Annotated in this window: 9 protein-coding genes and 1 pseudogene; 3 read left to right on the top strand and 7 right to left on the bottom strand. The window is 38.8% G+C overall.

Annotation, left to right across the window (positions count from 1 at the left end; genetic code table 11):
- The 3 genes from QZT73_RS00325 to QZT73_RS00335 form a co-directional block, all read right to left on the bottom strand.
- Positions 1 to 1,163, bottom strand: a 1,163-nt coding sequence (locus QZT73_RS00325) for a serine hydrolase (RefSeq protein WP_291786070.1), incomplete at its 3' end; no start/stop codon positions are given.
- A 44-nt stretch (positions 1,164 to 1,207) separates the two neighbouring features.
- Positions 1,208 to 2,266: an aminotransferase class I/II-fold pyridoxal phosphate-dependent enzyme gene (locus QZT73_RS00330; protein ID WP_291781038.1), complete on the bottom strand. Its 1,059-nt coding sequence runs from the start codon at positions 2,264 to 2,266 to the stop codon at positions 1,208 to 1,210.
- Positions 2,267 to 2,466: 200 nt separating this feature from the next.
- On the bottom strand, positions 2,467 to 5,742 hold the full coding sequence (locus QZT73_RS00335) for a carboxypeptidase regulatory-like domain-containing protein (RefSeq protein ID WP_291786071.1): 3,276 nt from the start codon (positions 5,740 to 5,742) through the stop codon (positions 2,467 to 2,469).
- A 356-nt stretch (positions 5,743 to 6,098) separates the two neighbouring features.
- Here QZT73_RS00335 and QZT73_RS00340 point away from each other — a divergent pair, with 356 nt between their 5' ends.
- Positions 6,099 to 6,794 carry a lysoplasmalogenase gene (locus QZT73_RS00340; protein WP_291779617.1) on the top strand — a complete coding sequence of 232 codons (696 nt, stop codon included), beginning with the start codon at positions 6,099 to 6,101 and terminating at the stop codon, positions 6,792 to 6,794.
- Here the strand turns inward: QZT73_RS00340 and ytxJ are convergent.
- Positions 6,791 to 7,126, bottom strand: a complete 336-nt coding sequence (gene ytxJ, locus QZT73_RS00345; protein WP_291779620.1) for a bacillithiol system redox-active protein YtxJ — start codon at positions 7,124 to 7,126, stop codon at positions 6,791 to 6,793. The genes QZT73_RS00340 and ytxJ overlap by 4 nt on opposite strands.
- Before the next feature lie 96 nt (positions 7,127 to 7,222).
- On the opposite strand from ytxJ, the gene QZT73_RS00350 reads away from it, so the two are divergent.
- Together QZT73_RS00350 and QZT73_RS00355 are read left to right on the top strand one after the other, a co-directional pair.
- The gene (locus tag QZT73_RS00350) at positions 7,223 to 8,635 is read left to right on the top strand and encodes a DUF4403 family protein (protein ID WP_291786072.1); all 1,413 of its coding nucleotides are present in this window, start codon (positions 7,223 to 7,225) and stop codon (positions 8,633 to 8,635) included.
- 112 nt (positions 8,636 to 8,747) lie between these two features.
- Complete coding sequence (locus QZT73_RS00355; protein WP_291779627.1) at positions 8,748 to 9,350, top strand: DUF2179 domain-containing protein; 603 nt, start codon at positions 8,748 to 8,750, stop codon at positions 9,348 to 9,350.
- Between the two features lie 34 nt (positions 9,351 to 9,384).
- Here the strand turns inward: QZT73_RS00355 and QZT73_RS00360 are convergent, their stop codons facing one another.
- From QZT73_RS00360 to QZT73_RS00370, 3 genes and pseudogenes are all read right to left on the bottom strand, one after another.
- Positions 9,385 to 11,175 carry an ABC transporter transmembrane domain-containing protein gene (locus tag QZT73_RS00360; protein ID WP_291786073.1) on the bottom strand — a complete coding sequence of 597 codons (1,791 nt, stop codon included), beginning with the start codon at positions 11,173 to 11,175 and terminating at the stop codon, positions 9,385 to 9,387.
- Positions 11,176 to 11,331: 156 nt separating this feature from the next.
- A complete protein-coding gene (locus QZT73_RS00365) occupies positions 11,332 to 11,646 on the bottom strand; it encodes a DUF6787 family protein (protein WP_291779633.1) in 315 nt (104 codons plus the stop codon).
- 375 nt (positions 11,647 to 12,021) lie between these two features.
- A pseudogene (locus tag QZT73_RS00370) lies at positions 12,022 to 12,522 on the bottom strand (hypothetical protein); the annotation flags it as partial.

Consider the following 12,522-nt stretch of genomic DNA (forward strand, 5'->3'; position numbering starts at 1 on the left):
CCAAGTTCGGCAAAGAAGGGAAATGCGATTTCTTCATATTCATAAGTATCGTCATTAAGGGTTTCATTGGCGTTGGTATAAATAACCGCAGAAACAAAAAACTCCACCCCATTGTCAAAATCAATAAAATAAGAGCCGTCTAATAAATGCCCATAAGCATTTCCGGTTTTATTGAAGATTCTAAATTCAGCAGGAATCGGACTTTTATCTGTTCCAAATTTGAAAAACTTGGAATAACTATCGTAGAAATCAGGCAAATCATATTTAGGATAATCACTTTCACCGGGAAGCATAGACATGTATTTCAGAATAAATTCCCGGTCTGAATCTGAGATATGAAAACGTTCAATGGTATTAAACTGATCGGGGAAAATGATCCTTTGCACCGTACCATGGAAATCCGAAAGCGCATATTTATTTTTATATGTAAAATCCATGGCTTGGTTGACTTGTTGGCCCTGACTGAAGTACGCTTTTCCGATGCTTGGATTATCTGAATTCATAAATACCTTGTTGGTTTCCCTGCCAGGTATTTCTAACAGGGTTTCCATCTTGGTATTTTTAAATGTTATGGGATTAAAGTGTCTGTTTTCCTCTTCGCTCATGGGCATACTTAAGCGGTGGTTGATGACGGTATGCTTTATTCCCTTCTCTTTCAATTTAGCATTGATGTAATCTTGTCCAAGCAACTCATAAAGTCTGTTATAAGCATCGTTGTCACTGACCAAAAGGATTTTTTTGATGTAATGTGCAATACTCGGCAAATAATTGGAGGCAGTGCTGTCATGGTATGCAGAAATTTGAGAAGCTCGTATAGAATCTGTTAGCATTACAGATTCTTTTGTCAGGTCTTCCAAGGCATTTTCTTGAATCCATTCCAATGCTAAAATGGCAGCGGGTAATTTTACGGTAGATGCTGGATAAAAATAAATGCTGTCATTAAGGTTAAAATCAAAATCCGTGAAGGAAGGGACATTATTGTCGTTGCGGTCAATTTGAGTGTATTTGATCTGAACTTTAAATTTTTCCGGACTTTCCATGACCATTTTCAAAACACCATATTTATCAGGAATATCTTCGAAAGGTTTGATACTTCCTTCTTTACAGGAAAATAATATGCTTACTAACATAAAAAATGCAATGGATGAAAGATGGTTTTTCATTGTTTTCAAATTTTAATTAAAATGATTTTGGCTTAAGAATAAACCTAATTTTGGATTTTATCCAAGGCAATATAGAGCCTGTCCAAATCCGATAATAGGTGATTGGCAGAAATCACAATGCGGTTGGTCCAAGGGTCTGTTGGGCTTGGATAAGGAAATGAACTGACAACAATACCCTCTTCCTCTAATTGACTTGCCCATTTTCTTTCATGAAAGGAATAGATAGGCAGACCCAGTTCCCCATCAATATCTTTCAGGTTGCGCATTAGACCATTGAAGAATTGAATATTCTTCTGTAATTTTTCAAACTTTTGCATGATGAGTTCATGTCCATGTAAAAATGCCCATATATATCCTTGGGGGGGAGGTGATGAGGAGCGGAAAATCTTTTGATTCGCCATGCCTATTATAGGAGAGGTTGAACCCAAAGTAATTCCAGCTGGTATGCCCAAACCCTTTCCAAGGGAACCTGATACTAGTAACTGTACAGGAAGAAACTTCCATTTATCGTAGGTGCCAAAAGGATGTTGCCCAACTATCCCAAAAGCATGGCTGTCGTCTAATAGAACAGTGTATTTGTGTTTTCTAGACAAATTTCCTATCCAGGAATAGTCATGGAGTTCGGGTTTCAAAGGGTCAACTGCATTGCCTAATATCAGTATTCGCTGAGGTTTTAATGTTTCTGTAACCTCATGGACAAATTCCGCCCATTCTTTGAATGATTTGGATCTATCTGGATTCAATTCCTCAGGTAAAATTGCAGGGTGGGTGTCCGGGGCCAAAAATATATAATCTGCCTTATCTAAAACGTAGCTTAGTGTGGCATGTCCTGCAAGGTAGCCACTGCTCCAAAGGAGTGACTTGTCTGCTCCTGCTTTTTCTGCAAAGTAATTTTCAAAATCATCATAAATATCCAACCTGACATTATTGATTCTACTCAGCCCGTGGTTTATTCCCAGTTTTTGAATGCCTTTTATGACGAGGTCTTCAAATTCGGGACAAGCACCCAATCCCAGGTAATCTGTACCACTAAAGTACAAGTACTCCCTGTTATCCATTTTGATGGTTCTACCGATTTTACTTTGTAAATGGAATAAGCTCATGCAATGTGTCTAAAATAGCAAATGAATAATATCCAAAAATAATCCTTTAAGTAATTCAAAGCATTGGATATTTCCAATAATAATTCTTAAAAATGTGTTTTATACCCCATTTCTATAGAAGTAACAGTAATGCTTTCAAAAAATTGATAAAAAAAAGCCCTCAAATCAATTGAGGGCTTTTTGATGTAGTTCTATGCTATTTAGTTAAATGTATATCTTATACCAACCTGCATTCTCCAAACATTTGCAATGCTTGTAGAACGTCTGAAAGTTTCGTTGATGATGTCGTTGGTTCCAGGATTAGTAGTGATTCTGTAGATTGGCTGATTGTCAGCAGTTCTTCCCCTAAAATTAAGAGGGTTTTGCTGCCATTCGATTTGAGGTACTCCCCATTCTGAGTTCAATAGGTTACCCACATTCATGAAGTCCAATCTGAATTCCAACCTGTTTTTCTCATCTCTAGTCACATCTAACCTTTGGATAAAGCTTAGGTCAAAAGTATGCACCCAAGGTCTCAAACCTGCATTTCTATCGATTACCTGACCTCTATTTCTACTCAAAACAGGATCCTGGTCGATGAAAGCATCTAACAATTGCGCTTGAAGTTGCGGTGTATATACGACATCGTCTAAAGTGAATTCTTCAAACTGCAATTCTGAACCTGTGTTTGGAACATATAATAACCTGTTTGATGCATCTCCAAAGTTACCAGCATAAGCATAACTCCATCTGCCTGCATTACCACCTTCGTAGAACAGAGATATGGTGGTATTTTTGGTAGTGTATGCCAAGTTAGCGATCATTCTGTGCGGTTGGTCATGTCCAGCAAAACCCAATTCAGGGTTATTCCTATCAACTTGTACAGTTGAAGGCCATAAGGATACCGCTTGAGAACCGCCTGCTGCATCCAAATCCCTTGCTCTGGATAAGGTATAAGCTACACTGGTGTAGAATCCGCTGGTGAAATATTTTTCTAAACTTACTGTAGCTGCCACATAATCAGCTGCTCTATTTGCATTGGTCAAGTAGAATACGTTTCTGAAATCCGGATCATTGGAATATCCAGTAAGGCCTGGTTGGTTGATCCAAAATGGACGTTGATCAGGTCCTGTGAAAGTTCCTTCTGGGTTCCTAAGCACCAAGTTATTGGCAATTGGAGTAGTAACATCTCTGGAGTAGATCAAGTCAAATGTACCTAAGATACCAAATGGCAATTGCTTGTCAATACCAAAGTTAGTTCGCCAAACTTGTGGCAATCTGAAATTTCTATCAGTAAGGTTCAACTCATTAGAAAGCGTCTGCCCTGGATTTTCAGGATTCCAAGCTGTTACATCTGGGTTGAATGTTATGCCAGCATCAATAACTTCCTGTCCTTCTAGACCATAACCTCCTCTGATTACACCAGAACCATTAACCTGGTTAGACAACCATACAAAAGGAATTCTACCAGAGAATACACCTGTACCACCCCTTACTACAAATGTGCGGTCCCCATTTACATCCCAGTTTACACCGATTCTTGGAGAGAATAATGGATTTACTTTAGGGAAAACAGAAACATCAGGAGTAAAAGGATTACCATCAGGATCTGTCAAAGTTTTGTTCAAATTGTTCAACAGTTCATTCTGCGGAATGTCGATTGGATAGAATGGAAGGTCTATCCTTAATCCACCGGTAAGTTTCAATCTTGAGTTTACCTGGTATTCATCCTGTACATAGAAACCTAACTGTCCAAATCTGGTATTATCAGTCGGTGGAGTTGTAGAACCATCCAAAGCAAAGCCTTTTGCAAAAGCATCAGGGAATACATTGGGGTTTCTATTGATTACAGACTCAACAAAGCTGTCATAACTATTGAATCTGTAAAAACCATTGAAGACTGGATTAAAAGCATTGTCAAAAGTCATATACTCAAAGTTACCTCCAAATGTATAAGTGTGTTTTCCTTTGAATAAAGAGAAGTTGTTAGTAATATTCAAGATATTGTTTTCCAGCAAGTTACCCACGGTAAACAATTCGTTACCCATGGACATGTAATACAACAGGTTGCCAGCATCATCTGGTTCTAATACCTCAACGAATGGAAAATTCTGACCACCGGGGACACCTCTTTTCGGATCTTGAATGGCTGTATACCCTATATTCAATTGGTTGGACATGTTGTTGCCAATTCTTGAATTCAATTCAGCCACAAAAGACTTGACATTCCTGTCATTGGTGTAGTTTGCATTTCTAAAGTTGATGCCTTCAATACCTGTTCTGTTTGTATTTCTAAATCTAGTTTGGATATATCTAATAGAATTTCCATTGGTAGGAACATCAGTGAACGCACTGTAGTCGTTGTATCTTACAGTCAGTTTGTTATTATTATTGATGTTATAATCCAATCTTACATTCAATCTTGTTTGCTCTGAAGCAAATGGGTAAGAATCAGGTGCTCCCGCGTCATAACCGTAAATGCTTTGTAATTGATCTCTCACGAAGTTGGCTTCGGAAAGAGGCACCCTGGAAATAAATAGGCCATCAGGAGTTTCTCCATCTCTTGCCGCTCTTCTAAGTATAGAAGGTCTCAATTCAGTTTCTGTCTCATAATTGACAAAGAAGAACAACTTGTCTTTGATGATAGGGCCACCTAATCTAAAACCCAAGATTTCATTTTTGGCGTCATTTTGAGGGATGAAATTGTCACCGATTTTGGTTCCCTGCATTTGGTCATTTCTTAAGAAATAATAAGCAGAACCTCTAAATGTATTGTCACCGGATCTTGTGATGGCATTTACACCGGCACCGGTAAATCCTCCTTGGCGCACATCAAAAGGAGCCAGGTTAACTTGAATTTCTTCGATGGCGTCCAAAGAAACTGGATTCCCACCTGCGAATTGAGCATTTCCTAAACCGAAGTTGTTGTTGTAAATATTTCCATCAATGGTGAAGTTGTTGAACCTTGAACTAGTTCCGGCAAAAGCGTTACCATTGGATTGAGGTGTCAATCTGGTAAAGTCGCTTACACTTCTCGTTACAGTAGGAAGAGAGTTGATTTTTTCACTTCCAATGTTCAGAGCAGCACCTGTTCTGTCGGCATCCAAAATTCCTCCTCTTCCAGCAAGTACCTCTACTGCTTCAAGATCAAGCCCATCTGTCAATACTGCATTGATGTTGAAGTTTTGACCCAACGCAAGGTTTATTCCTTCAACTACTCTGTCCTCAAAACCAACATAGCTGATGGTAACGGTGTAAGGACCACCTACCCTAATATTGGGAAGTACAAATCGACCCTCAATGTTGGTCACAGCTCCATAGCGTGTACCTGAAGGGGTGTGAACTGCTACCACATTGGCTCCAGGTAAAGTTTCACCGGAGTTGTCGGTAACCAATCCCTGGATACTTGCAGTGGTAACTCCTTGCGAAAATGCTAGGCTTGATACAAAGACAAGCATGAGTGTCGCAAAAAGACTTTTCAGTAATGATCGCCTCATAATTTTTGTTTTTCGTGGAAAGTTTAATTGAGATTTAGTTTGTATTATATTTCCGAATACAAATGTAGGTTACTCTGACAAGGATTTTTTTTTGGAATTGTTAAGTTTTAACAATTATTCACATAGTTTCTTAACAATTTCTTAACATTGAAATAAGAAGAAAATTTTAAAAAATGGGGATTTAATCAATTTCAAACCTTTTCGATGAGGTTATTTTAGAAATAATACGAGGTTTATTTTTTTTGGAAAATTGATGTTAAGAAATCTTTAACGGATTGTTAAGTCTTGATTTTAGGTAAGTTTGCCTAACTTTTGTACATTAACTCCTTATATTTAACAACAAAAGTAGGTCATCAATGAAAAATAAAAACATACTTTGGCTGTATTTGTTCATGTTGGTTTCCATCCTCGATATCCTTTTTACTGCAAATGGACAAACTGACCAAAGAGTATTTACAAAACCTTTGATCATTCCTTTTTTGCTTGGTTATTTTTTCTTTTCCACTTCTTTTTTCAGGGGGCAGCTGTTAAGAAAAACCATTATCGCAGCCCTGATTTTCTCTTGGTTGGGTGATACCCTACTGATGTTTCCCAAGATGTTTCTTTATGGACTGGGAGCATTTCTTATGGCACACATTTGTTATATCATTGGGTTTAAGGTAGCTCAGAAGCAACCTTTCAGGGTAGGTAAAGTGGACTTTATCCGGCTCTTCTTTTTGAATTTTCCAATTTACCTTTTTGCTGCATTTGTATATTTCTTTATCAGGAATGGTTTAGGTGAAATGAAAATACCGGTCGTAGCCTATTTGATTGTCATTGTAATGATGGCTACCACAGCAAGGGAAAGGTTTAAGAATACCAATGAGATTAGTTTTTGGCAGGTGATGATAGGGGCTGCCTTCTTCTTGGTTTCGGATGGGATTTTAGCCGTAAATATGTTTTCAAACACCTTCCAGGAAGCTGGTGTTTTGGTGATGGGAACCTATGTGATTGCTCAGTTTTTAATTGTTAGGGGAATTTTAGCCCATATTGTGGAATTGAAGGCTGGCTAAAGCTTGCTCATAATATCTCGGTAATTGATTCCCATATGGCTATCGTCATAAATGGATTCACCATTTTTGATAAGAAGGATTTGTGGAGATTGATGATATACTCCAAATTCTTGTGAAATCTGATCACTTAAAGATCGATTGGCTATCAAATCCAGGAAATATGGGGTAATTTTTTCAAAATCTTCTGATTTCCAATTTCTGCGCAATCTGTCCAATGCCATTCCACTGATAGAACATCGGGTAGAATGTTTGAAAATTAATACTGGACTATCCGTACTTATCTTCTTAATCTCTTCAAGTTGTTCCTTATTTTCTAATTTAATCCATTCCATTTCTTAAATATTCTTAATCCTATTCGAAAAGAAATTAATTTGGCCCGAAAATAGTTCCTTCTACTTAAAGGAACCTATAAAAGCCTTTATTATTCTATGGTTTTGATACGTAAACATATTTCCATCATCATTCTTTTCCTATATCTGATCCTATCCTTCAGTGCTTGCAAAAGTATTAAGCCAGGAAATCCTCCAGCATCGACTCAGCAAGATCTTCCGGATACTAGATCTAGACTTAACTTTCCTGTAGCTGTTCCTTTATCTTATCTGGAAGATAATTTGAACAAAACCTTGGAAAGTAAAATGTTCTCCGATAAGGGGCTTTCTTTGGGAAGTGGATTGTTTGCTGACTTAGACGTGACCCGTATTGGAAAAATTGGGCTAACTGGAACAGGTGACAAAAGCCTGAAAATAAAAATCCCCATGAATGTTCTAGGGGATTTAAAAATTGAAAAAAGGGTTTTTGGACAGAACTTATCCACTCAATTTCCTTTCAATGAAAATATAAGCCCTGAGATAAGTTTTGTTCCGACCTTCGGGGAAAACTGGGATTTATCCATCAAAGATTTAAAGATCGAAAATTGGGGAAGATCTATGCGTTATAACTTACTTGGTTTTGAAATTGACCTAGAACCCTTGGTTAAGGGTCAGTTACAAAGGGTGGTTGATAACCAGTTGCAAGCTGCAGGTTTGACTCGATTTGATTTTAAACAGATGGCTGCCCAGACATGGGAAGCTTTTTCTGCTCCTTACACCATAGAACAAAATGGTTTTGCGGTACATTTTTATGCACAACCTGATAATCTTTTTGTCAGTCAGGAAGTAACAGCTGACCAAAACATTGTACTTTACCTTGGCCTAGAGGGGGAAATGTTTTCCCAAACAGGAGAAAAACCAGAAGCCTATTCAAAGCCACTGCCTCCGGTAAAGGTTAATTCTTCTAAGGAAAATGTGGTGGATATTACCCTTCCGATAGTATTTGCTTATCGGGATTTGGATCAGATCCTGAATGAAGCGATTTCAGGACAGCGCTTAAAACTGGATAGTAAAACGGTACTGAATCCTTCCCAAATTCGTTCTCAGCAATACGGAGACAAAGTACTTTTGGCCATGGACTTTATCGCAGAGAGAGCAAATAAAAAGGAAATTTCAGGGGTGATGTATTTTGCCGGTCAACCCTTTTTTGATGAGGAATCAGAAGTACTAAGGTTCGAAGGAGTGGAGTTTGATATCAAATCCGATAACCGATTGGCAGGTATAGGTATAAAATTTCGTAAAAGAAAGATCCAAAGACAGATTCAAAAACTGGCGATCATTCCGTTAGGTGAATTTTTGGGTGTGGCAGAAAAAGAGTTGCAGAGTAAGGGTATACTGGATACCGATTTTGCTAGCTTCCAATTGCGTCAAACAAAAATAAGTGTGGAGGGAATTTTTAGTACCGAAAGCGCCATTAAAGTATATCTAAAGGCTAAAGGTGAAATGGATGTCAAGTTGAAAGAAGTAAAATAGACAACGAATCAGGTTTTGCTTTTTTGTCATTGACCACTTCTAAGCTTACACTATAATTTTCCAAATTGGTATTGGAATTGTTAACGCTTAACTTTGCAAAAAATATTAAGAGATGCAGGAATATTTTGTGAATTTGGGAATACCTCAAGATATCTTCAACTATGTGGTCATGCCATTGTTGATTTTTATGGCTAGGGTTATGGACGTATCCATCAACACATTAAGGATCATGTTTGTGTTGAACGGGAAGAAAAAAATTGCTCCCATTTTAGGTTTTTTTGAGGCCATGATCTGGCTTTTAGCCATAGGACAGATTTTTCAGAATATCAATAACCCCATGTCTTATGTAGCCTACGCGGGTGGCTTTGCTATGGGTACTTTTGTAGGGATGACGATCGAAGAAAAGCTGGCTTTAGGTAGGGTATTGGTCAGGGTAATCACCCCAAGCCCTATGCCTGAATTGATCGAATACATGAAAGATAGAAATTTTCGGTTTACAAGTGTGGGTGCTGAAGGAAGGTATGGGAAAGTTAACCTACTCTTCACAGTCATGAAAAGAGAAGACCTTCAGCATTATATTGAGAAAGTCAAAACATTGAATGACAAGGCGTTTTATACCATTGAAAGTGTCAAGCGTGTATCTGAAGATGAGCTGAATGTCATGGAGGACAGACCAAGGTTTACTACTAAGGTTTGGTCGAGATTGCGCAAATGAGGATTCTTTGCCAAATAGGAGATTAATAATTGAATCAATCGGCAAACTGAAGCCGCACTAAATTGGCATAAAATCCTTCTTCCTGAATCGCCAATTCCTCATGGCTCCCCTGTTCCACTATGCGCCCTTCATTCATGACGTAAATGCGGTCTACTTTTCTTATGGTGGCCAGCCTATGGGCAATGATGAGGGTGGTTCGGTTTTTCATCAGTTCATCCAAAGCCTCCTGTACCAGGGCCTCGGATTCTGCATCCAGAGATGAGGTGGCTTCATCCAATATCAAAATGGCTGGGTCTTTTAAGATTGCCCTTGCAATGGCCACCCGCTGCCTTTGTCCTCCGGAAAGTTTTACTCCTCTTTCTCCCACTTTTGTATCCAGCCCTTCCGGGAATTGACTTATAAACTGCCAAGCATTGGCTTTTTTTGCAGCTTCTATGATTTCCTCCTCAGAAGCATCTGGCTTGGCATAGGCAATATTTTCTCGGATACTACCGCCAAAAAGAAGTACCTCTTGCGGGACGATACCAATATTAGAACGCAACTGTCTGAGGTTCCAATCTTGTATATTTTTTCCATCTACTTCCACCTGTCCCTTTTCCACCATGTACAATTTTAGCAGTAATTGGATGACGGTGGATTTTCCGGCTCCACTATGTCCTGCCAAAGCTACTTTATCTCCGGCTTTAATGTCTAGGCTGATGCCTTTTAACACTTCTATTTCAGGACGGGTTGGGTAGGTGAAACGTACTTGATTAAAGCGTATGTTACCTGAAATAGGAACTTTTTGGAAATCTGCTGTAGATACTTCCGGGGCTTCATCCAGAATTTCCAAGACCCTCTCCGATGATCCAATGGCTTTTTGGATCTGACTGTAAATATCACCCAGTCCTGCAATGGATCCTCCGATAAATGTGGTGTAAAGCACAAAAGATACAAGGTCACCAACACTCATAGCGCCTTCTGATACAAGAGTGGCCCCATACCACATGACAGCTACAATGCCTCCAAATAAAGCAAAGATGATAAAAGAGATAAAAGCACCCCTAAAGCCAGCAGCTTTCAAGGCTACTTTGACCACCTTGTTTAGACCTTTCGAATACCTGCTTGATTCATACTCTTCACCTGCAAAGGACTTTACGGTCATGATAGAATGCAGGGTTTCTTCTACGATTACATTGGCAGCGGCCAACTCATCCTGTGTTTGTTTGGAAAGTTTTCGGATAAATTTCCCAAAAACCATCGCAATGATGATAAGAACGGGGAATGTAGCCAACATAAAAAGAGTCAGTTTGGGTGTGGTGGCCATCAGGAAAACCACACCTGCCAGTAAGGTGATGATCTGTCTAAATAACTCGGCTAAGGTAGTGGAGAAAGTGTCCTGAAGTAAGGTTACATCTGCTGTAATCCTACTGATCAATTCACCCGTTCTTCTTTTATCAAAAAATGTCATGGGCAATTGTACCATGTTTCTGTAAAGGGCTACCCGGATATCACGCATGCTGCGCTCTGAAACTTTGGCAAATAGCCAAACCCGGAAAAAGGAAAAAATACTCTGTACCAAGAGTACACCCAACAGCAACAAAGCAATCAGATTGATATCATCCACTAACCAGCTTTCACCTGATGCCGTATCGATTAACTTTCCAGCGATAAAAGGGAATGTCAAAAGGGTAAGACTGGAAAAAAACAAAAAAAGCATTCCAAAAATAAAGGGGACCTTATAAGGCAGCATGAATCTAAAAATCCCGCCTAATTTGCTCAAGTTCTTTTTGTTCAGCTTGCGCTTTTCGTGCGCTTCAAGGGCATTGCCTCTCTTTTTTGCCATGGATATACTTCAATCAAATGTAATCAATCTGCAAATTTAATGATAATGATGGGTTTTGAAGCCCCTTCACCCATATTTCCTTCATAACCTCTGAGACAAAGAAAAGTTCGTCAATTATTCTACCATGCTTTGAAACTTACTTTATCAGAACTTTTCTTATTTTTTCCCAATAATTCTTCTAAAAAAAGCTTTTTCTTTTTCCCAGAAAAAATGGAACTGTCCAAAAACAAATCCCCATAGCAAAAGAATTATCTGATAAAGCGGCAATACCAGTAATAGATAAAGTACAGTTTTCCAGAAACCACCCCTTTCCATACTGATGCCCAAAAAATCAAAAATCGGTTTTTTGATAAATAAAATGGTAAAGCCTGTCAGGGCAAATACAATTAGGACCAGGACAACTTGAAGTAAGCTATTCAATTGCCATTTACTTTTCAAACGTTCAAGAAAATTGGGTTTGGAGGCTCTCATCAATCTTATTTCGACCCAAAAGTAAGGATTTTAACCGGAATAATCCTCTAGTCTGGAGAATGGGATAGGTTAAAAGGAAAACGTGCAGAGGATTTCAAAGTAATTTTTCAAAGAGGGGGAATTCCCTGGTTATCTTGTAGGTGAGGAAGGTTTTTCCTTTAATTTCGATTGAAAGCATAAAGCTGATTTTGTTATTGACTTTTTCATTAGACCTCTCCCCCGTACAGCTGTCGGGGTTGAGGTGACAAGGATAGGCTTTGAAAATAGTGGAGGTTATACTTTTGGATATAACTCCATAGTTTTTTGGGGGCTTCTCAAAGACCTTCCGATTTTTTAGGCAAAGAAAGGTGATCCATGTAAAAAACTTACTTGAGATCAATGCTCTATCCTGTAAAAAGGATATCGGTTATGTTCTTTTTCTTTCCACGGACTTCGCTCATACACCCATCTTAATTGGGCAGGGCCACTGTTAGCAAGTGCTGCATCTTCCTTTTTGGCAGCTTCCAAGGCTGTTTTGATTTCTGGATGAGTCATCAGAAAGTCTGCAGCTAAATCTTCAAAAACATAGGCTGAGTAACCTTCTTTGGATTGAAGGATGGTATCAAAGAAATTCCATGCAAAGAAACTGTCTTCCCCCTCTGGTTCGAGCACTTCCATGATATAGCGGTTTTTTTCCTGGTCCATATTAATTATGAAATCTCCGGCCCTGAAGGGTAACAAAGCCTGGGATTTTTCCACCTTGATCTGACTGTGGATATAATGCCCTTCAAAGGGGCGTTGGGCCGTTTGAAAATCTGCTATATGGTAGATCGTCACAGGGAGAAGTGTGTCTGACCGCAATGTTTCTAACCGCACACCGTTTCTTTGAAGGTTTTC

It is taken from the genome of Cecembia sp. (assembly GCF_007126775.1).
Classification (GTDB): Bacteria; Bacteroidota; Bacteroidia; order Cytophagales; family Cyclobacteriaceae; genus Cecembia.

Coding starts and splice junctions, on each gene's coding strand:
- QZT73_RS00330 (WP_291781038.1), bottom strand. CDS start 2,266: ATGAGCTTATTCCATTTACAAAGTAAAATCGGTAGAACCATCAAAATG.
- QZT73_RS00335 (WP_291786071.1), bottom strand. CDS start 5,742: ATGAGGCGATCATTACTGAAAAGTCTTTTTGCGACACTCATGCTTGTC.
- QZT73_RS00340 (WP_291779617.1), top strand. CDS start 6,099: ATGAAAAATAAAAACATACTTTGGCTGTATTTGTTCATGTTGGTTTCC.
- ytxJ (WP_291779620.1), bottom strand. CDS start 7,126: ATGGAATGGATTAAATTAGAAAATAAGGAACAACTTGAAGAGATTAAG.
- QZT73_RS00350 (WP_291786072.1), top strand. CDS start 7,223: ATGGTTTTGATACGTAAACATATTTCCATCATCATTCTTTTCCTATAT.
- QZT73_RS00355 (WP_291779627.1), top strand. CDS start 8,748: ATGCAGGAATATTTTGTGAATTTGGGAATACCTCAAGATATCTTCAAC.
- QZT73_RS00360 (WP_291786073.1), bottom strand. CDS start 11,175: ATGGCAAAAAAGAGAGGCAATGCCCTTGAAGCGCACGAAAAGCGCAAG.
- QZT73_RS00365 (WP_291779633.1), bottom strand. CDS start 11,646: ATGAGAGCCTCCAAACCCAATTTTCTTGAACGTTTGAAAAGTAAATGG.